The sequence below is a fragment of the Vibrio mediterranei genome (genome assembly GCF_900088415.1).
Classification (GTDB): domain Bacteria; phylum Pseudomonadota; class Gammaproteobacteria; order Enterobacterales; family Vibrionaceae; genus Vibrio; species Vibrio mediterranei.
Window position 1 is genome coordinate 394,024 of record NZ_FLLQ01000005.1, and the last position, 21,009, is coordinate 415,032.

Annotated in this window: 22 protein-coding genes; 13 read left to right on the forward strand and 9 right to left on the reverse strand. The window is 44.1% G+C overall.

What is annotated here, in order from left to right:
• Position 1: 1 nt before the first annotated feature.
• The 3 genes from VME0621_RS16720 to VME0621_RS16730 form a co-directional block, all read right to left on the reverse strand.
• Entirely contained in the window at positions 2-961 is a 960-nt protein-coding gene (locus tag VME0621_RS16720) for a DMT family transporter (RefSeq protein ID WP_062463904.1), read from the reverse strand.
• Between the two features lie 9 nt (positions 962-970).
• Positions 971-1,741 carry a maleate cis-trans isomerase family protein gene (locus VME0621_RS16725; RefSeq protein WP_062463906.1) on the reverse strand — a complete coding sequence of 257 codons (771 nt, stop codon included), beginning with the start codon at positions 1,739-1,741 and terminating at the stop codon, positions 971-973.
• Positions 1,742-1,803: 62 nt separating this feature from the next.
• Positions 1,804-2,970 (reverse strand): M24 family metallopeptidase, encoded by a 1,167-nt coding sequence (locus VME0621_RS16730; RefSeq protein ID WP_065311707.1) that lies wholly within the window; start codon positions 2,968-2,970, stop codon positions 1,804-1,806.
• Between the two features lie 390 nt (positions 2,971-3,360).
• Between VME0621_RS16730 and VME0621_RS16735 the strand changes: the two genes are divergently transcribed.
• The 7 genes from VME0621_RS16735 to VME0621_RS16765 all read left to right on the forward strand — a co-directional run bounded on the left by VME0621_RS16735 (position 3,361) and on the right by VME0621_RS16765 (position 9,844).
• The gene (locus VME0621_RS16735; RefSeq protein ID WP_038230756.1) at positions 3,361-3,747 is read left to right on the forward strand and encodes a RidA family protein; all 387 of its coding nucleotides are present in this window, start codon (positions 3,361-3,363) and stop codon (positions 3,745-3,747) included.
• A gap of 69 nt (positions 3,748-3,816) precedes the next feature.
• A complete protein-coding gene (gene dpaL / locus VME0621_RS16740; protein WP_006070087.1) occupies positions 3,817-4,986 on the forward strand; it encodes a diaminopropionate ammonia-lyase in 1,170 nt (389 codons plus the stop codon).
• Between the two features lie 169 nt (positions 4,987-5,155).
• A complete protein-coding gene (locus tag VME0621_RS16745; RefSeq protein ID WP_062463466.1) occupies positions 5,156-6,949 on the forward strand; it encodes a choice-of-anchor I family protein in 1,794 nt (597 codons plus the stop codon).
• A 142-nt stretch (positions 6,950-7,091) separates the two neighbouring features.
• Positions 7,092-7,694 (forward strand): 2OG-Fe(II) oxygenase, encoded by a 603-nt coding sequence (locus VME0621_RS16750; protein ID WP_062463464.1) that lies wholly within the window; start codon positions 7,092-7,094, stop codon positions 7,692-7,694.
• A gap of 216 nt (positions 7,695-7,910) precedes the next feature.
• Positions 7,911-8,615 carry a Crp/Fnr family transcriptional regulator gene (locus VME0621_RS16755; protein ID WP_062463462.1) on the forward strand — a complete coding sequence of 235 codons (705 nt, stop codon included), beginning with the start codon at positions 7,911-7,913 and terminating at the stop codon, positions 8,613-8,615.
• Positions 8,616-8,715: 100 nt separating this feature from the next.
• On the forward strand, positions 8,716-9,063 hold the full coding sequence (locus tag VME0621_RS16760) for a hypothetical protein (protein WP_143696309.1): 348 nt from the start codon (positions 8,716-8,718) through the stop codon (positions 9,061-9,063).
• Positions 9,064-9,100: 37 nt separating this feature from the next.
• Positions 9,101-9,844 (forward strand): hypothetical protein, encoded by a 744-nt coding sequence (locus VME0621_RS16765; protein WP_062463458.1) that lies wholly within the window; start codon positions 9,101-9,103, stop codon positions 9,842-9,844.
• 154 nt (positions 9,845-9,998) lie between these two features.
• On the opposite strand, the gene napH is transcribed toward VME0621_RS16765, so the two are convergent.
• From napH to VME0621_RS16780, 3 genes are all read right to left on the reverse strand, one after another.
• Entirely contained in the window at positions 9,999-10,850 is an 852-nt protein-coding gene (gene napH / locus VME0621_RS16770) for a quinol dehydrogenase ferredoxin subunit NapH (RefSeq protein ID WP_062463456.1), read from the reverse strand.
• Positions 10,851-10,852: 2 nt separating this feature from the next.
• On the reverse strand, positions 10,853-11,626 hold the full coding sequence (gene napG / locus VME0621_RS16775; protein ID WP_062463453.1) for a ferredoxin-type protein NapG: 774 nt from the start codon (positions 11,624-11,626) through the stop codon (positions 10,853-10,855).
• Positions 11,627-11,813: 187 nt separating this feature from the next.
• Entirely contained in the window at positions 11,814-12,695 is an 882-nt protein-coding gene (locus VME0621_RS16780; protein WP_062463449.1) for a LysR family transcriptional regulator, read from the reverse strand.
• Between the two features lie 111 nt (positions 12,696-12,806).
• On the opposite strand from VME0621_RS16780, the gene VME0621_RS16785 reads away from it, so the two are divergent.
• Positions 12,807-14,198 (forward strand): MATE family efflux transporter, encoded by a 1,392-nt coding sequence (locus tag VME0621_RS16785; protein ID WP_062463446.1) that lies wholly within the window; start codon positions 12,807-12,809, stop codon positions 14,196-14,198.
• Positions 14,199-14,228: 30 nt separating this feature from the next.
• Complete coding sequence (locus tag VME0621_RS16790) at positions 14,229-14,453, forward strand: hypothetical protein (protein ID WP_038230771.1); 225 nt, start codon at positions 14,229-14,231, stop codon at positions 14,451-14,453.
• Positions 14,454-14,515: 62 nt separating this feature from the next.
• Here the strand turns inward: VME0621_RS16790 and VME0621_RS26210 are convergent, their stop codons facing one another.
• On the reverse strand, positions 14,516-14,974 hold the full coding sequence (locus VME0621_RS26210; protein ID WP_082795581.1) for a bactofilin family protein: 459 nt from the start codon (positions 14,972-14,974) through the stop codon (positions 14,516-14,518).
• Positions 14,878-15,831 (reverse strand): M23 family metallopeptidase, encoded by a 954-nt coding sequence (locus VME0621_RS16800; RefSeq protein ID WP_006070096.1) that lies wholly within the window; start codon positions 15,829-15,831, stop codon positions 14,878-14,880. The genes VME0621_RS26210 and VME0621_RS16800 overlap by 97 nt, the downstream gene beginning before the upstream one ends.
• A gap of 399 nt (positions 15,832-16,230) precedes the next feature.
• Between VME0621_RS16800 and VME0621_RS16805 the strand changes: the two genes are divergently transcribed.
• From VME0621_RS16805 to VME0621_RS16820, 4 genes are read left to right on the forward strand one after another with little or no spacing between them, the layout of a single operon-like run.
• The gene (locus VME0621_RS16805; protein ID WP_062463443.1) at positions 16,231-17,187 is read left to right on the forward strand and encodes an HlyD family secretion protein; all 957 of its coding nucleotides are present in this window, start codon (positions 16,231-16,233) and stop codon (positions 17,185-17,187) included.
• Positions 17,188-18,114 (forward strand): ABC transporter ATP-binding protein, encoded by a 927-nt coding sequence (locus VME0621_RS16810; protein WP_062463440.1) that lies wholly within the window; start codon positions 17,188-17,190, stop codon positions 18,112-18,114.
• A complete protein-coding gene (locus VME0621_RS16815; RefSeq protein WP_062463437.1) occupies positions 18,111-19,211 on the forward strand; it encodes an ABC transporter permease in 1,101 nt (366 codons plus the stop codon). The genes VME0621_RS16810 and VME0621_RS16815 overlap by 4 nt, the downstream gene beginning before the upstream one ends.
• Positions 19,212-19,235: 24 nt before the next feature.
• The gene (locus tag VME0621_RS16820; protein ID WP_065311708.1) at positions 19,236-20,168 is read left to right on the forward strand and encodes a LysR family transcriptional regulator; all 933 of its coding nucleotides are present in this window, start codon (positions 19,236-19,238) and stop codon (positions 20,166-20,168) included.
• Positions 20,169-20,260: 92 nt separating this feature from the next.
• Here the strand turns inward: VME0621_RS16820 and VME0621_RS16825 are convergent, their stop codons facing one another.
• Positions 20,261-20,971, reverse strand: coding sequence for an oligogalacturonate-specific porin KdgM family protein (locus tag VME0621_RS16825; protein WP_062463435.1), 711 nt, complete (start codon positions 20,969-20,971; stop codon positions 20,261-20,263).
• Between the last annotated feature and the right edge of the window lie 38 nt (positions 20,972-21,009).

Genomic DNA, 21,009 nt, shown 5'->3' on the forward strand with positions numbered 1-21,009 from the left:
GTTAATTACTCTCAGCCAGTTTTGCTTCAACTTCTGGCTCTTTTTTGTGAGCAAATTTCATAAACATCATCATGGAGCCAATAACGACAGCAATGGCTATCAATCTCATTGGCGTCACCGCTTCACCGAGAGCGAAAACGGCAAGCACGAACGAAGATAATGGCATTAAGTTCAGCGCCATACCTGTCCCGTCTACACCTACTCTTTCCATTGCATAGATATAAATTAGGTAACTGATACCAGAAATACCGACACCCAAAATAGTGATGCAAATAATACGCAATGGCGAAGAGAAAATACCTAGAGCAGAAGAGAAGTCCGCACCAACAAATAGTAAGTAGATCCCGAAGCCAATCGCTGCGAATACGAACTGATGATACATGGTCGCAACTGAACCGTATTTCTCTGCAAGCTTAGCCCGTGCATAAGCCATTGTTGAGAAACTCGCTGCACTGGCAAAACAGATTAAGTGACCAATGTTAAAACCGCTGCCTTCGACAGATGGGTCCATGACTAGAATCGCCACACCTGCAAATGCGCCTACCGCCGCTACAATTTGCAGTACGGTAAATCTCTCGCCGTGGCGCAGAAAGCCCACGCAAAGGATGATAATTGGGATTAACCCCTGTATAACGCCATTTTCAGATGCAGTGATATAGTCCAAAGAAAGAAACGACAGGAAACTAAATGCGCCCTGACCAATAATCCCACAAGAAGCAGCCCAAAAGATATCATGGCGATTTTCCCAATTAAGTTTAAAGTCGACTTTTTTCTGTGGCTTACCAATCGCGTTGCTCACCTTGATAATGACAAAAAGGGTCATGAAAGCAACAGTATAACGAACCCAAACTAGCACTTGAGCGTCCATAACTTCTAAGATTGGCGTACCGACAATCCATGGAATACCCCATAACAAACCGATAAATATGGCTGCGATCCAGCCTTTTACTGTATTACTCATTGTTCTTTCCTATAGATTTAGTAATTTTCCGTAACCTGGACATTGAGCTTTCTTACCAACTAGGTGCATGGCATGCCAAAACATAGCCGAGTTGCTACAAACAACCGGGATGTTGAACTTGTCTTCAATTTCTTGGATATGATCTAGAACTCGAAGGTTGGTGCAGGACATAAACACAAGGTCTGCGCCCGATTCAGGTAAGATAGTTTCTAATGCCTCCAACATGGATGCTTTGGAGATCTTGGTAATGTCGGTATCCTTCTCGATCCCCAATGAGCCTAAAATGCATACCTCAAACCCAGCAGCCGTCAATTGGTTGTAGAGAGGGAAGTTCACCTCTGTTGGATAAGGAGAAAATACGGCGATCTTGCGTGCGCCTAAGTGCCTAAATGCAGCTTGAGCAGCAGTCCATGGATTAGTAGCTGGGATATCCCCACGGTTTTTCGTGAGCAGCTGTCCAACCTTTTCTTCCCCAATAATGATTGAGGCAGAGGTACAGCCAAAGGCCATCACATCCATTGGTAAACCCGTTGCTATCAGATCCGATGCTTCACTGATACCCGTGGCAATTTGATCCAGCGCTTCCGGCGTCATTTCACTGCTGTAATAAACACGAGAACTAAATACGCCCGCCTGCGTTCCCAATAACTTTGCCCAATCCATTTCTAGCGAATGGTCAGTGCTGAGTTGAACTAACCCGATATGCACCCGATCAATCCGAGGGGCTTGTGTATGCGACAGGGTAATTTCCCAATCTTTAAACTCTTGTAAGGTTTCCATATTGTTTTCTCGTCTAGGTGCTTCCCTGAATATCAGGCAGACAGAGAAGCACTTTGGGGGGATTAATCGATAATGATCAGTTCAGGTTCCGCACGCTCAGATAGCCACTCCGCACCATCTTCGGTAATGACGATGTTTTCTTCGTGAACCATAGATTTGCCCGGTGCGTAAACCATGCCTGGCTCTAGCGTCATCACCATGCCTGGCTTCAACACAGTATTGTCTGTCGCAGTGTTTGATGGACGCTCTGTCAGCTCCATGCCTAAACCATGACCCAGACGACCCACGTCATTACCTAGTGCACCGTTTGCTTCTAGTACTTTCCACATCGCGTTATAGATATCAGTCGTTGTCGCGCCTGGCTTCGCGGCTTCAAAACCTTTTGTCGTCGCTTCATAAGTCGCTCGGTATGCCGCTTTTGTCTGCTCACTCGCATGTCCAAATGCCCAGTTACGGTCAAAGTCAGAGAAGTACCCATCGCGAACGGCACCGGTATCAATGATCAACACATCGCCCGGCTCAATAATGCGGTCTGTTGGGCCCATAATGATGCTGTCGTAACCGTCCGGCCCTGAGCCTGCAATAATATACGGGCACTCATCGGCACCTTCTAACAGCATGTCAATTCGGAACTGTTTACAAATCTCACGCTCTGTCATCCCTGCTTTTGCATATTCCGGCACCTTCTTGAAACCAACATTGGTGATGCGGCAAATTTCTCGTGTTTTTTCGATCTCTGCTTGAGACTTTATTTGACGAAGCTCGTGCATCTCTAAAGACACATCAACAAAGTCTTTCTTAACCATGGTGGTCAGTTGTAAGTAGTTATTCACTGGCATACGTAAGTGGGATTCAATACCCAATGTCGCACCAACTCGGCCATGACGACACGGCAATGAGTTCAACGCACTCGCTACCAAACTAATGCCGTCATCCTCTGGTCGAGGCGATGGCCAAGTAATGATGTTGTCAATCCAAGTACCTGCCATACCACTGGCGCCGATTTCTGGAATAATCGCGATTGGTTTGCCTTCCGCTGGCACGATTACAAACCATGGGCGAGTTGGGCTGTGCCAGAACTGAGTATGAAAACCAGTAAAGTAACGAACATTTGGCTCGGTGGTAAAAATCATTGCATCCAGCTTCTTGTCATGCATGACTTTTTGAGCACGCTGGGTACGGTGTTCAAATTCAGATTGGTCAAACCCACGATTCAGAAAATTGTTCATTGGAGCCTCTTTGCTTGTTCTTATTAGACTTAGCTGTGGAGCAATTAAGTCTTATAGTTAATATTTGTGAACGGTATGAGGGCAGTTTACTAACATTTAAGTTAAATAATGTGACCACAGACACAAGGTTAACTATAGTTCACTGAATGGCGTTATTTAGAGGTAAAATCGTGATCCAAACCTCACAAAAGTGACATATAGTTAACTTTACCATTGACCAATCGGAATAAAAGTAGTCATATAGTTACCAAGAGTTGATTTTATCTTGAATAAAAAAGCCACTCTCAAAATGACATACGTCAATAAAGTTAACTAAAGTTACCTAATCGGAAATGAAGTTTGCTAACATTCACTTCCGATGTTAGAAGTTAAAGAGGCAAGAGATTAAAAATGAAAACTAAAGTACATACTGACAACGCACCAGCAGCTATTGGCCCTTATGTTCAAGGCACTGTTTTCCAAGATTTAGTGTTTACATCTGGTCAACTTCCACTTGATCCAAAAACAATGGCTTTTGTCGAGGGCGGCATTACAGAGCAATCACGCATGTCACTTGCAAATCTAAAAGCAGTACTGGAAGAGGCTGGCGCTTCAATGGAGACAGTTGTTAAAACAACATGTTTTCTATCTAACATGGAAGACTTCGCTGCCTTTAACGAAGTGTACACAGAAGTATTTGGTACAGAAAATGCCCCTTCTCGCTCATGCGTAGAGGCTGCAAGATTGCCAAAAGATGCGCTTGTTGAAGTAGAAGCGATCGCTTACGTCATCAAATAAAATACTACGAAAAGGTCATACCCTCTCGATGACCTTTTTTCTCTCAACTTTATCCATTAAGTGTGCCCTATGCTAAATCTATCTAAAAACTCATTCTTTTCAGGAAATAAAAGCGAACTCTTTAGTGTTGAGCAAGCCAAACAAGCCCGAGCCTTTCATTCTCAGATCGACGGCTACCAACCAACACCTCTCGTTTCTTTACCAGCACTAGCACAGCAACTAGGTGTCAAAGCCATACTTGTGAAAGACGAATCTAAGCGTTTTGGGCTTAACGCTTTCAAAGTCTTGGGTGGCTCATACGCTCTGGGACGTCAATTAGCAAAACACCTTAATGTTGATATTGCAGAGATCGACCTAAAAACGGTTTCCTCCAAACTGGAAGCACCACTAACCTTTGCAACCGCGACCGCAGGTAACCATGGTACTGGCGTTGCATGGGCCGCTCGTGAAATGGGGCAGCAAGCGGTTGTATATATGCCGAAAGGCTCTCCACAAGCAAGTGTCGACCGTATTCGTGGCCTTGGTGCAGAATGTATTGTTACTGAAGTTAACTACGACGATACCGTTAGACTTGCGAATGACACGGCTCAGGCCAATGGTTGGATGTTGGTTCAAGACACAGCTTGGGATGGCTATGAAGAAATTCCAACTTGGATTTCACAAGGTTATATGACAATGGCTGATGAAGCCGTGGATCAAATCGAGCAACTTGGTTTTGAAGCACCTAGCCATGTTATTCTCCAAGCGGGTGTAGGAGCGATGGCCGGTGGAGTACTAGGTTACCTAGCAGATAGATTGGACCCAACTAAGTTTGACACTATCATTGCAGAGCCAAAAGCCGCAGATTGTATCTATCGCTCTGGTACAAGCGAAGCAGGTAATATGGTTAATGTTACTGGCGATCTTAGCTCTATCATGGCAGGTTTAGCTTGTGGTGAACCAAATCCTGTTACATGGCCTATTTTAAGAGATTGCAGCCGCTATTTTATCGCCGTTGAGGATAAGGTCTCAGCAACGGGAATGCGCATGTATGGTAACCCACTCGCAGGCGATCAAGCGATTACCAGCGGTGAGTCTGGTGCGATTACTCTCGGGGCACTAAACGAAATTGTGAAACACGACGGTAATGTTGGCCTTAATGAAGAATCGGTAGTCCTACTCTTCAGTACGGAAGGTGACACAAACCCTGAGCGCTACCGCCGAATCGTTTGGGAAGGTGCTTTCTCAACAAGTGAATAGTATCACTTTATTTTATCCCCCTTTCCAATGCCGCTGTTTAACAGCGGCTTTTTTATCACTCGGTTACGAGAAATAAATTTAAATACTTCACATGGATTATTTATTTAGCTACACACAAACGTAACAAAATATATTTATCCTCGGCGAGTTAATCATTCAAGGAGGAAATATGAACTCGCTTAGAACCACTTTTGCTTCGGTTATCGTAGCAAGCATCGCACTATCTGGATGTGCATCAAACTCTTCTTCAAAGACAGCTTTCAATGCCGTTGAGACGTTTAATATTCAATGTAAAACATCAGTTGTCCCTGAACCTTCAGAAATGTCAATTTCCGGTCTTACCTTGGTCGGCACATCCATCGCAGATGCCCCGTTTGGTACATCTGCTGCAGAGATTGTCAGTTACGATAGCTGCACCGACAAGCTATATGTGGTCAATGCACAAGCAAAGAAAGTCGATGTACTTTCGCTTGATAAACAAGGTAAGCCAAGTTCGACAGGTCAGATTGATCTAGTATCCGCAGCACAGCAATCCGGCATTAAAATTGGCGCAGCGAATAGTGTATCGGCTCATGAAGGACTGGTCGCTGTTGCTATCGAGAATAGTAATAAGCAAGACAAAGGCATTATTGCCTTGTATCGCTCCGATACCTTAGCGCTCATTACCACCTACCAAGCAGGCTCACTGCCAGACATGGTCAGCTTCTCCAAAGACGGCCGTTACCTTGCTAGTGCAAACGAAGGTGAACCCAACGCAGACTACTCTGTCGACCCAGAAGGATCTGTCACTTTGGTCGACCTAAACAATGGACCTCAAAAAGCAGTAGTGACTCAGATTGACTTTCGCGAGTTTAATCAGGGCCAATCTCGTCACTCAGAACTTAGTTCTAAAGTTCGCATCTCTCATCCTAACGCGACTGTTGCTCAAGACTTAGAGCCGGAATATTTAACGTTTGATGAGAAAGGCTCGCTCTATGTAGCCCTTCAAGAAAACAATGCGATGGCGACGATTGATGTTGCTTCAGCGAGTGTTAAAAGTATCGTTGGCTTGGGAGGCAAATCTTGGCAAACAGCGAAACTTGATGCCTCTAATAAAGACAACATTGTGGGCAATTTGAAGAGCTACCCAATGTTAGAAGGCCTGTATATGCCCGACAGCATAGCTAGCTATAGCATAAATGGCGAAACTTATGTAGTGACCGCGAATGAAGGTGATGGCCGTGAGTATGGTTTCAACACCACACAACAACAATGTGATAAACAAGGTTTCAAGTGGGACGGTGACGAACAGCAAAATGCTGAGGACTACGCTAACAAGCAAGACTTCTGTATCGCTTACGTTGATGAGGTTCGTGGAAAGAAGCTCAAAGTGGATCCGAATCATCCTCTGGCAGTCGCTCTAAAAGACAACGCACAATTAGCACGCCTTAAAGTGATCAAGCCAAACCAAACATTGGCAGCAGATGAAAAAGTGCAAGCCTTTGGCGCTCGCTCCTTCTCTATCTGGAATGAAACGGGTGAACGGGTTTATGACAGTGGCGATGAATTTGCCAACATTGTATTCATGAAGGAAGCGAAGTACTTCAATAGCACTAATGATAATAACGGCTCCGCAGATGACCGCAGTGATGATAAAGGTGTCGAGCCAGAGGCCATTGAAGTTGCACATATTAATGGTCGTCACTACGCGTTCATTGGCTTAGAACGTCATGGCGGCATTATGGTCTATGATGTTACAGAACCTGCACAAGCCCTGTTTATCACCTACGTTAATAACCGTGACTTCTCCCAGCCAGTTTGCACTCAAGTAGATGATGGCGATTGCGATAATGCCCAATACAACCCAAAGGCAGGCGATCTTGGACCTGAATCCATTGAGTACTTCACTCGTCAGGGCAACCACTTTATTGCCGTCGGTAACGAAGTCAGTGGGACGACATCTGTCTTTAGAATCGATCTTTAATCACGCTTTAGGCTCTGACCGTTTTTGTCAGAGCCTAAAATGCAACAGTGTTAATCGTCACGACAAAAAGACCGATTTGATGACAACGAATTAATTATCTATAAAGCGCCTCCTGTTTCTTACAACCACGGCGGCGCTTATCATGCAAAAGCTCATCGATTCTTTATTCTCTCAAGGCTATTACATTTGGGACGATTTTCTGTCTCCCGATCAAGTTGATGCGCTCAAAGAGTGTCTGCCAGAGAACTGGAAAAAAGCGTGTATTGGTCGCAACGACGAAGTCATGCGTGAAAGCGCAATTCGCAGTGACAAAATCTGCTGGCTATCGAGCGATCTTGGTGAACCAGTTCAACAATTTCTTAGTAAGATGGAGATCATTCGCCAAGCCGCAAACCAGAATTTTTTCTTGGGCCTATTTGAATATGAAGCGCACTTTGCAAAATATGAAAAGGGTGATTTCTACCAGAAACACCTAGATTGCTTCCGCGGTAACGAGAATCGCCGTTTGACGACAGTGTTCTACATGAACGATGAATGGACAGAGCAAGATGGTGGTGATTTAGTTGTCTACGACTTAGATGACAATGAGTTGACGCGAATCAAACCAAAATCAGGCCGATTATTTGTGTTTTTCTCAGAGCAGTTCCCTCACGAAGTACTGCCAACTCACCGCGAGCGTTTTAGCATCGCAGGTTGGTTCAGAACCAATGGTGTAAAAGACAACATATTGGATATAGCTCAGTAGCCATCATCCCCTGCAGGGGTGCTATTTCATTAAGCACACCATCGTTGTTTTCGAACACAGTCCACCACTTTTATTAAATTAATTGCGAGAAGTGTCCGCCATCGGATACTTCTTCTCTGCATTCCCCTATACACTCTCCCTCAACGACGGCAAGAAACGCATTCATAATATCCGTAAGCCTCTATAATCTATAAGAAGATATTAAAAGAGGCGGTTATGACAAAGACGATAGCGGTTGAACAATTGAGATGGACGACGTCGTTGTCGCCAGAGTTGTCACAAGAACTGGTTTCTGTGGCTCAGCGAATTTCAATCGAAGACCCTGCGTTGACAAGTCCGAGTCTCATAAATAGAGGCATCAACTTTATAGAACGTGGAACATTAGCGATTTGTATACAAACACCAAATTTAAAAACTGCAAATTGCCTATTAGTGGGTCAAGATGGCTGGTTCGGAAATTATATTGACCCTAATGCCTCTTTATTGCCTTTTATATTTATTGAAATAGAACCTTGTAGCATTATTCATTTTAGTAACCAACGCTTGCGTCCAATATGTGAAAAGAATGCTGAAATCTACAAATGGTTTTATTCATTAACGTTTGAGTCAAAAGAGAAGTGGCTACAAAGCCAGTTAATATATAGTGCGAATATCACAGAGCGGATTGTTTATCAGTTGATTGATATATTGGCTCATATGAACACCAACGAATCGATGGTCGAAATTTCAGTGTCACAGCAACAGTTAAGTGACATGACAGGTATCGCACGCCAACGGGTAAACGAAGTAATGAAAGAACTAGAAAGAAATCAGCTTGTTACTTTAAATAGAGGCAAGGTTCGCATCGATTCGCCACAGAGGCTAGCTGCTTATATGGACGACATTGATCTAAGCATCCGCGATCCAAGACTGTATATTTAGTCATTACCAATTCTATCCAATAATGTGACTACATTGTTGGAACATGCTTAAACAACTTTATCAGGTTCTCCTGAGGAATAAACACAGCTGTAGGTTATATATGCCGTTTATCTATGCCATTAAAATTCACACTGATACCAAGGATGACGTAAATAAGAAGTTTCGTGCTAACAAACTTGAAGGTGAAGTAATCGTTGACCATTTAGGTCAGGTTTATATCTGCCCTCAGTTAAGTACGACTAAATGGAAATTTTACCCAAAGTCTAGCCAACTTATCGTTAGACAGGATCAACGCTGGAATACTGTTATCGAAGAAACACTGCAGTTTATGGAAGCACACTATTCCGTTTCAGTAGAAGATAGGAAGCCAAGCTGGATTAATATCAGCCAACCTTTTCGATGCCCCAAAATGGCTCTGTATATCAAGAGTCTGGATTTCATCGCCTGAGTAAACTTTAACTCCACTTTCAATTAAGAGAAACTCTATGAATGTACTACGCTCGTTGTCATGTTTTGCTTTCCTGTTAACCGCCAGCACGTTGCTTGGGTGCGGAGGAAGCAGTCCAACTAATCCAGAAGCAACCCTAACGCAACCTCAAAGTATGATTGTTCGTACATTTGACTTTATTGTTAGTCCCATTGAGTCCATTGAGACTGACGTGATAGCCACGTCTCTAAACGGAGAGAAGCATGAGTTACTGAAAGACCAGTACTCTCGCCGTATCGGTTATTCGAAGATCGTACAATTTCGCGATACTGCTGATTTCGTTGACTTACTAAACATTGAGCTTATTAGTCAAAATGAACAACTGGCGCTAGCTAACACTCAAATTAAACTGGTAGATAAAGCTCGCTATTGGGTTTTTAGTCTAGGTAATACCGACACCGATGACTATCAACTATTAGCTCTACACCAACCCAAGGTTCAAACCGTGGACGGGACAGTTCCCGTTTTTATCCTAGATCTTGATGTTCACAAGCATATAGATAAAACTGCAGTTCACATAGGTCAACAATCGCCACCAATTGATATCTCGTCACTCGGTGACTTCAAACAAATAAATATGTCAAAAGATCTTATGAATTTTGACCTCACCGTAAACTACAGCGACACCACGACCTTGGACTGCACAGTTTGGACCCCAGAAGAAGACTCAGTATGGAACGATAATGCTTGGGTGGTATTCATCGTAAATGAACGGTGTCACCTTAGACATGTTGACCAATAAGGTAAAAGTATAAGCATGCTTAGCATAGTGTTAGCCACCTATATGGCCTTAGCCCATATTCACAAACACGCCATTGATAGAAAAGTAAAAAGCAGCAAACTGTTAGAATGGAACGTTACAGAGCCTAGACGCGACGTTCCATAACTTATGACTTCTAACTATGGTCTTGCTTTGAACTCGCAGTAAACTCGAGTACTTTTTCTGCACACACATCAATGCAGCGTCCACAACTAATGCAATCTTGGCTCATAACACGACGATCTCCCCCTTTCAGTGGCTGCCTAAGAACATCGGGTTCAGGGCACACGTTATAACAATCCATACATTTAGTGCACGCCTCTCGGTGGGTTGCTTTAATTCTGATAACGCTCTTACGACCGATGACGCCGTAAGTTGCACCCAGTGGGCACAAATGCCCGCACCAACCGTGTTCAACCAAAACGAGATCAAGTAAGAAAACCAATAGAATCAGTATCCAGCCAGCACCCATCCCAAATACCAATCCACGATGTAACGATGCCACCGGGTCAATCCACGCCCACAACAGTGAACCAGAAACAGCACTACCCAGTAGAATCACCGGAATCAACCAATAGCGAAGTTTTGGAGACCATTTATAACTGGCTTTAAGATTGAGTTTACGTCGCATCCACGCTGCTAAATCGGTGACCATATTGAGAGGGCAAACCCAAGCACAGAACGCACGAGGAGCAATAAGAGCGTAAAACACAACAACAATAGCAACACCAATGAGAGCGTTCACTTCTGGCCAGTGCCCTGTGGCCAATGTTTGCATCACGAGGAGTGGATCACTGAGAGGAATCACCCCAAATAACATGCTGGATGATAGGTTGCCTTCAAGAATTCCCCATGTTGGCCCCACCATGAATAGACCTATGATGGCCAGTTGGCATAACCTTCTTAAAATCAAAAAACGATGTGCCTTCCACCAGCCAAGCTCTTTTATCGCGTCTTTACCCGCATCTTTTGCGAGATTCTTAGCCATGGTTATTTCCTCCCGTCATTAATGCGGATGTGCTCACTCGGCGCTATCTCTGGTGTTTCAGGGAAGGTACCATCGCGAAGTTCTACCTTTTCTTCCCATCCAAGCTGATAGTGGTCGCCCATATGGCCTTTAGCGAGTTCAATAGGCACAACCTTTATGACAGGTACATCGGTAACACATGCCTGCTCACATTTACCGCAGCCTGTACAGTGGTCAGAGTGAACCGTTGGAATAAACTTGGCGTGGTAACCAGTGCGCTGGTTGCGAATTGGCTCAAGGGTAATTGCTTTATCGATGACCGGACACACTCGATAACAAACATCGCAGCGCAACCCCTGCCAGTTCAAACACTCTTCATGGTCAATAAGAACCGCGAGACCCATACGGGAGTCATCGATATTAGTAAGTGAATGATCAAGCGCACCACTTGGACACGCCACCACACAAGGAATGTCCTCACACATTTCGCAAGGAATATCACGGGCGGTAAAATATGGCGTTCCTGATGCTACAGGAGATAAAAGGGTTGCAAGCTTTAGCGTATCGTACGGACAGGCCTGGACGCATAAACCGCAGCGCAAACACGCTTGGTCAAATTGGTCGCCAGCAAGCGCTCCAGGCGGCCGTATAGGCACTCCTCCACTGGTTTTTGCTTGCCCTTGTTTGGATTGTAACCCCAGAAAAGTCGCCGCAGCACCAACCCCGACCGCTGTTCTTGCTGCGTCACGTAGAAATCTGCGACGACTTTCAGAAGACTTATTGTTTTGCCTAGACATGCTCAGATCCTTTCACTTTTAGTCAAAGGTATTATTTAATTATACTACTTCCGAGCTCATTCAGATGAGCTGCGCTAGGCGAATTGTAGCTCTTCCAAAGAATGTCCCTACTATACCAAAGGGTTATACTGAGAGTTGATTGATTAATATCAACTCTCAGTGAATACCTTCATCACAGTTTTGAATTTTATTGGTTTAATTTCATATCAGAGCAGACGGATAGGATATCTTGAATCACACGGTGTCGTTCTTTGCCCACTTGATAAAACAAACTAAAAGGCACTTGCCAATCACAACTTAATAGCGGGGAATGTTTCTTAACAACTCGACTCTTGCCCCACTTAGTCGATATCCAATTGGGAAGAACTGCCCACCCATTTCGCTCAACGGCGGCTAACGTTTGCAGGTTTCCTCCTGTAACCCTAGAGTGAGAAGAAAAACGTTGAATTGCTCCCTCTGCCAACATCGTTCGTTCATTTACGTATTGAATTTCAAGCTGTATGTCTTCCAACGTAAAATCTTCCATAGGTTTGAGTACACTTTGCTCACCAACATAGATCCCATAAGACACATAGCCAATCAGCATAAAATCCACCGTTTTTTCTGGGTACAGTAAACCAAGGGATGGCATTATCGCGAGATCAATTTCCCCAGAGACAATACCGTCCAATGCTAATTTTCTACTTCGTTCCAGCCAACTAACTCGCACCTTAGGATGGAAGTTAAGTGCATGCTGCTCGATTTTCTGAATAGCCTCAATAGGAAAATCTTCGTTATACGCGACAGTCAGCGTCGCCTTTTGTGGTGACTGTAACGTCTGTATATGAGCAAGAAGCTTATCATTTTGCCTCAATACTAAGCGAAACTGCTCAATCAGAGCTTCGGCTTCTTCGGTTGGTAAGGCCGCCCTTCCCTCAACATTAATCAATTTGAGATTAGTCGCGTCCTCCAAGGCTTTGACCAGTTCACGAACCGTTGTCCTATCTTTGACTAATTGTCTTCCAGCCTGACTGTAGCTTTTACAATCGTATACCGCGACAAAAGCCGAAATTTGCTCAATAGTATGCATGTATCACCACCAAAATTTGAACGGATATCCCCTACATAAGTGATTTTTATAATATATGACATACGTTCATAATAGCAGCAACTTTTGAGTTAGTTTGTGAAGTAAAAAAACATGCATATCAATCAATCTACCGACGGAAATCGTTCTCCATTGAGCTATTTCGATCTTTCCATGCTCAAAAGTCTATGGACCACAGCAATACCCATTACCCTGCAAACCATTCTCTTTTCCGGCAAAGGTGTTATTGATGTGGTCATGTTGGGTCAACTGACTGAGTTTGATGTCGCTGCCGCTGGTGTCGCAACTAAGATTCTGTTTGTCGCCACCATTTTGCTCTCTGGTATCTCAACAGGCGGAGCCATGCTTGCAGCCCAATACTTTGGAGCAAAGGATAAAACAGGATTGCTTCGTAGTATTACTTTAACCTGGGGCATGACCAGTATAATGGCGGTGATGTGTATCCTATTGTTTAGCTTGTGGGGGATCAATATCATCCACCTAGCCAGTAACGAGGATACTCTTTCTCACTTAGCCAATACCTATTTGTTATTTGCTGCGCCCAGCCTACTGTTTATGGCTTATCAAACCAGTATTGCTGCGGGTTTACGATCCATACATCACGCCTCTACAACCACTTTCTTTAGTGCTATCGGCATAGTATTGAACATTGCATTCAATTGGCTACTCATCTTTGGTTATGCTGGCTTGCCAGCGCTAGGACTGAAAGGTGCCGCGTTAGGAACTACCTTAGCTGCCATGTGTGAGGCCGTTCTCATCTGGCTATTCTTAAAACACCAAAATAGTGTTTTAGTTCTTCATCTCAACGGGTTTATCAGCAATCTGACTTGGGGTGATGTAAAACATTTCCTCTCTCTTAGTATTCCAACCACGCTAAATTTTTTTCTCTGGGCTATCGGTGTATTTGCTTATACCGCGATAATGGGACAAACCGGCACTGAAGGCTTAGTTGTCCTTTCAATCATTTCACCGATTGAGGCATTTTCTCTTAGTCTATTGGTAGGTATCGCCAACGCATCTGCCGTCGTGGTCGGTAATAATTTGGGCGCTAAGGATTACGATCGTGCTTATTATCAAGCGATATTTTTCGCTGTTATTGCCACGTTAGCCACCATGATTGTCGCACTTACCCTCTATTCAAAAAAGGATGTCGTATTAGGCTTGTTTGGCGCACTCACTCCTGAATCCTATGCGCTGGCGGAACGCTTTTTCTTAGTTTTATGCATCGGTATTGTTTTACGTTCAGTGCCAACTGTGATGGTGGTGGGTGTGCTGAGGGCAGGCGGTGACGTTAAATTCTGTCTTTATCAAGACCTATTAACCCAATGGTGTTTTGGTTTACCTATTGCGGCGTTCTTCGCCATCTATCTACGGTTTCCTGCGGACATCGTGTTCGTTGCCTTTTTCTTTGAGGCCATATTCAAATGGTTTGCTTGTCTATATCGTTTTAAAAGCCGAGCTTGGATGAATCATTTGGCCAAATAACTCACTTTTAGCTTCTACAAGGTTTTCAATATGAACTTACTTTCTTTATATGAAACTTATGGTGTCATCTTGGCGCTATTGGCGTTTATCGTGATTTACCTCTACGTCCACATGAAATACATTCGTCACCACGAATTACATAAACGCTTTCTAGCGGCTTTGTGGGCTCTGATGAAAAACACTATTCACGGTGAACACATTAGAACTCTGGGGTACAAAGAAGAGAAAGAAAGAAAAAAAAGAACTCGTCAATAAACGCAATATCACTCATCGAGATAAAGGCACAGCATCCACACGGTGCCTTTATACCATTCTGATTAAGCCGTTTTTTTTGCCTCAGTCTTAAGCTCAGGCTTTTTTGCTTCTTTAAGCATGGCATTTGTGCTCGAGGGCTCTTTGGATTTTAGGTTTACTACTTCGTGATCTGGAAACTCTGCCGTTTCACCAAAGAACTTACCGCCCGGCTCAATACTCAAATTGTTACTCCAGACTTTACCTTTAACCCGACCATTGGCGAGTATCTGAATATGCTCCGCATGACAATTGCCTTCGACAATACCGTTAACAATTAACTGTTTAGCAAATATCTCACCTTTCACTCGCCCCGACTCTGCAACGACGAGTGAACCTTCAACATGAACCTGTCCATCAACAATTCCATCGACTTGAATATCACTTTCTAATTTGAGTTTTCCGCTAATAGTACAGCCTTTGGCGATGAGAGTTGCAGCTGCTGAGCGACTCTTTGTTCCACTGTTTTTACTAAAGATTCCCATCGTATTCCTCGCTCCTTTTTAAAGATATCTTCAAACTCATGCACACCCCACTCCACAAACGGCCTAGGGTTTAACGCTCGCCCAACAAAGCGAACTTCATAATGTAAATGTGGTCCAGATGACAGACCTGTATTGCCCGAAATGGCAATCAAATCCCCTTTACGTACAAACTGCCCATTCTTAACTTTGAAGCTCTTAAGATGTGAGTACGAACTTGAAAATCCGAATGAATGCTGTAGTCGAAGAAAGTTGCCAGAACCTTTACTACTGCGCCTTGTTACCTCAACCACACCGTCTGCAGGGGCGTAGATTGACGTACCTGTATTCACAGCAAAGTCTAACCCTCGGTGCATTTTAACTTTCCCAGTCACAGGATGAGTACGCTTGCCAAATTGAGACGACATTCGATGTTTCCCCACGGGCGAACCGCTCGGGATCTGGGTCAACATCACCATTCGGATATTAGAGTGGATTGCCGCAGCATCCAGACGGGACTCCAACTCAATATCACCGCCTTGGTCAGACACTCCCAGTACTTTCTCTAAATCAGAAAGTCGTTCAGAGACTAACGCTATGCGCTCTTCTCTATCAGATAGGTCGTTCTCTAAGGTTTGTTTCAGGTCCTGCAAATTTGCCAGTTCGTCACCCAATGTTTGCGACTCACTGGCAAGCTCTTTTTGTTTGAGCTCAGCGTAATCCACAACTTGATAAAGGTGTTGAATAAGCAACGCGCCGCCAAACACCACCGCAACACTGACTCCAAGCAAGCTTTTTAAGCTCCGGCGCATCGATTTACTCAACTGCCAGTGCTTGGAGCCGTTAATGGTTGAAACTGAAATCGTTAGTTGGTCTTTCATGTTTGATGCTGTCTTATCCGTGACTGTTGCAGAATTTCCCTACAAACCAAGTTCACTGTATTGCTTAATTTTGTTGAACTAAGCGTTAATTTACGGAATACAGATGACAGGTACTAGTCAGAAAGTTCAAGGAAATGTCAGGACGTGACTTTGTGTCAAACAATCAATAAAAACTATATGTTAGGTTTAACAACTGGTTAAAAAGATCCGCGCGAAGTAATCATATTCTGCTCCCTATCTGACAGCTTGTCAGACTCCCCCTGAAATTAATCACTATCTCACCTCCCAACGAATACCAATATCCAAAACGTCTTGACTTCATAACTTTATGAAAATTAGCTAGAAAATAATCAACTGGCTTCTAATATTGACTATATAAGTGATATTTGAGGGTTTTCTATGAAACGGTCGTTGTTCATTGTTTTCTCTATCTTGTTTTCTCTGGTGGGATGCCAAAGTGACGACAATGGCAAAGCACTAGGTACACTTGAGCGAGACCGCATTACATTTTCTTCTACCGCGAATGAAATCATTCGTGAATTGCCTATTCGTGAAGGGAGTATGGTAAAAACAGGAGATGTTCTAGTTCGCTTAGACACCAAACGGCAAGAAGCCGTATTAGCTCATTCGATAGCTGAAGAAGCAAAAGCCAGTGCTTACTTACTTCGCCTAACCAATGGTGAAAGACCTGAAGATATTGCAGCTGCGCAAGCTAAAGTAGATATGGCCCAAGCTCGATTGATCGAAGCGGAAAAGAACTACTCTCGAGCAGAAGAGTTAGTGCGCAAAAAACTCGCAAGTCAATCGCAAAAGGACCAAGCGTTAGCTAACCGCGACTCAGCAAGAGCGGAGCTAAACTCGGCAACAGAAGAGTTCTCAAAGCTGACAGCCGGTACCCGACCCGAGGATATCACACAAGCAGAAGCTGCCTTGGCTGCTGCCAAGGCCGACGTTGCATTACAAACCCAGCAGTTGGATGAGCTCACTATCGTCGCGACACGTGATGGCGTACTTGATAACCTGCCATACAATCTTGGCGAACGAGTTGCCACAGGTTCCTTTGTTGCCGTGGTGCTTGCAGACCGAGTGCCTTATGCGCGTGTCTATGTTCCTTCATCAGTCAGGGTGAAGTTCGTTCCGGGTATTGAAGTGCCTGTTCATGTGGACGGGTTAGATCAAATACTGACGGGCAACGTTCGTTGGGTCGCATCCGATCCGTCATTCACCCCTTATTATGCTCTAACTGAAGATGAGCGTTCACGCTTGATGTATCTGGCAGAGATCGACTTACCTGACAGTGCTCAAACACTTCCTACCGGAGTACCAGCTCAAGTTGACTTAGCGGGGCTGAAGTAGATGAGCGAGATTGCCGTTACAGCAACCAATATCACCAAAAAGTTTGGTGACTTTACTGCCATCAATGGCATTAACTTGTCGGTTCCCAAAGGCAGTATTTATGGGTTTCTAGGGCCCAATGGTTGCGGAAAATCGACCACTATTCGCATGCTAACAGGCCTACTTAGTCCTACCGAGGGCACCGTTAATGTTTTGGGATTGGATATTCCCCAACAGTCAGAACAACTGAGACTAAAGATTGGTTATATGACACAGAAATTCTCTCTGTATGACGATCTTTCTGTTCAGGAGAACTTGCAGTTTATTGGGCAAATATTCGGAATGAACCGCTCTTTTTGTAACAATCGAATAGAAGAGCAACTGAGTATCTACGGTCTGTCCAACCTCAAGAAACAACGAGTCAGCGGCATGAGCGGTGGCCAAAAACAGCGTTTATCTCTTGCAGCTGCGACCATGCACAGACCAGAACTGCTTTTTTTGGATGAGCCGACTTCAGCCGTGGATCCTGAGAATCGTCGAGAATTTTGGGAGCAGCTGTTTGATCTTAGTGATCAAGGCACCACTATCCTAGTCACCACCCACTATATGGATGAAGCTGAGCGTTGTCATCGATTAGCCATTATGGAAGCGGGAGAAATGCGCGCGGATGATGAGCCAGAAGTGCTGATGAATAATATGGGAGTCAACATTATCGAAGTGCGAGCGCCTCAATTACGAGCATTGAAAGAGAAGCTCATCGCTTGTGAAGAGGTTAGATCTGCAGCTCAGTTAGGAATTCGCTTACGCGTATTGATCTATCAATCCGTCGCAGACCCCATCTTATGGCTTAAAACGCGCTTCCCTGATTTAGCTCAGGCAGAGCTCACGCCGGCAAGACCAAGTTTAGAAGATGTCTTTGTTTCCGTGACAGGTAAGGGCAGACAATGAAAAGCTTAACGCGCATGAGCGCCATAATGGTCAAAGAAATTCGTCAGCTCTCAAGGGATCGCATTACGTTTGGGATGGTTGTCATGATACCACTCATTCAGCTTATTTTATTTGGATTTGCAATGAATACGGACGTGCGGAATATTCCGATTGCGATCGTTGATCAAAGCCAATCAGCTCCAGGGCGGATTATTGTAGAAGCCGTCAAGGTCACTCAGGTAGTCACCGTTAAAGCGCAATATCCAACGGTTGAGGAAGCAGAGGTTGCCATTCGTGAGGGTGTGGTACGTGCGGCGTTAATCTTACCTAACAACCTAACGCAACGTATTACTCATAAGCAGACACTAGGCCAATGGCTGGTCGACGGTTCCGATACTATGATCAGTTCTGCGCTTTTGGGATTGCAAAACATGCCTATCAATGAATTTGCGATCGCAGGCTACCAGCCAAGCTCTCCAAAAACCTTCGAAGCAACCCTACTCTATAATCCAAGTCGCCGATCCGCAGTGAATATTGTCCCTGGACTCTTAGGTGTGATACTGACAATGACGATGATTTTGTTTACCAGTGCAGCCATCGTGCGAGAACGCGAACGAGGTAATCTGGAGTTGTTAATCACCACACCTATTCATTCCCTTGAGCTAATGATCGGTAAGATAGTCCCTTATATCTTTATCGGACTGATTCAGATCTTCATTATTTTAGGACTCGGTTGGGCGATTTTCAGCGTTCCCATAAATGGTCAAGTGAGTCAAATTCTGATGGGAAGTTTGCTATTTATAGCCGCTAGCTTAACTTTGGGTTTGGTGATTTCAACCATCGCGCAGACTCAGTTGCAAGCCATGCAAATGACCGTGTTTATCTTGCTGCCTTCTATCTTGCTCTCTGGATTTATGTTTCCTTATGAAGCGATGCCGAATGCCGCTCAATGGGTCGCAGAAGCTTTACCAGCAACTCACTTTATGCGCATGATACGCGGCATTATTTTACGTGGCGCTGATTTGTCTGACGTATGGCGTGATACCGTCTGGCTGGCTGGATTTACCGTCGTCGGTCTGATTGTTGCCGCCTTTAGATTCAAGAAAACTCTCGATTAACAGACAACGACACAGGACGTTGCTATGGACAACAAAAAGCTAGAAAGCAAACCTAACAAGAAGTTCGATCTAAACTTACTGCGAGTGTTTATTTCTACTTACGAAACAGAATCTGTGACCAAATCAGCAGAGCAACTCGACCTGACGCAATCTGCGGTAAGTAATGCGCTGACACGCCTTAAAGAAAATGTTGGCAAGGAACTATTCTCGAGAACTGGCCGAGGCATCAAACCGACACGCTATGCCAAAGAACTGTATGAGCAGACCCATGACCATATCATGAGTATAGAGAAAGTGATTCAAGGTCTAGAAGCGTTTGATCCAAAGAAAACACAACGTACATTCGTCGTATATTGTCATGAAGCCGCTATGTTAAGGCTTCAGAAACGTCTTCATGTCTGTACTACCTATCCAAATATCGAGATCATCTTAAAAGAACTGCCTCCCAAAGATGCTAGAATCTACGAAGATCTTCAGATGGAGAAAGTGGATCTAGTTATTGATGTGTCGCCATCAGATAGCAAAGTATTTCAATCAGAATTACTGCACAGTGAAGGGCTAACATGCGTTGCCAGTAAAAATCATCCGCGTATACAGCAAGGTAAATTCGATAAATCCAACTATATGACCGAAAGTCATGTTCTACTGAATATCAGACGCCACAATCTCACATTTGTGGAATGGCTCGTCAGCGAAGTATTGCCACCACGAAAGGTGTTTAGCCAACACTCATCGTTACTAGGTATGCTTCCTTCCGTTTCGAACTCACAAGCAATTGCTGTTATACCTCAATCCGTAGCAGATCAATACGGCGACGTATTTCAACTACAAACTTTTCCTTTCCCATTTGAAACTAAAACCTTTGATTCCTATATGGTTTGGCCAAGTAAAATGAGTCACAACTCTGCCATTACATGGTTAAGACAGCAGATGGTACATCATCTGAAAGAGAGTTAAACAAAGGCTGGTTATAAAGATTAAAAAAGGCAGCACTATGTGCTGCCTTTTCAATTCGGTTTGACGCTAAGCGACAATCTATTCGGTAACGATTAGAAGTTAAACGTTACACCCGCACGAATACGGTTTTCTGTCTTGGTCTCGAAGTTTTGGTTAATGTAGGTCTTATCAAGAATTTGATAGTCTACGTATGGAGCCCATGATTCAAAGCCAGTGTACTTAACTTGGAATGTGTGTTCCCACTTTGTATCCGCTTTGTCGCCGTTGTTGCCCGTGTATGCACCACCGTCTTTTTGGTTGATGTAAGCAGGGTTATACTCAAGTGCGAAATCATTTAGGTTATAACCAACCCATAGGTCAACTTGGTTAGTGTCGTTTGTTTTAACACCAGGAGTTGTGCTGCTAGATGCCGCTTGATAACGGTAACGAGCTGCAGTATAGAAGTTGCCTTCAGCATACGTTGCTTTTAGGTATGGACGGTATTCCATGTGATCAGAACCGTTCCAGTACACGAAACCTGGAGTTAACGTGAAGTTATCGTTAATTGCCCAGTTGTAGTTTAATTCTGTTTCGAATGCAGCAACGCTCTTACCCGAGTTGCTAAACAGTTTATCACCTTGAGCTTGAGTACCTTCAAGGTGGATTTGCCAATCTTCTGCAAAGTCAAAACCAGCACGTACACGAGTTTCGTACGTCTTAGCTTCTGTTTTGTAAGCACCACGAACGTCAACGTAGTTCGCGCTTGCAGGAAGGGCTACAGCAGCAACAAGTGCAGCCGCTAATGTCATTTTAAAAGTTTTCATGAAAAGCTCCGTATAGAACAGGAATGCCAAAAGGCATT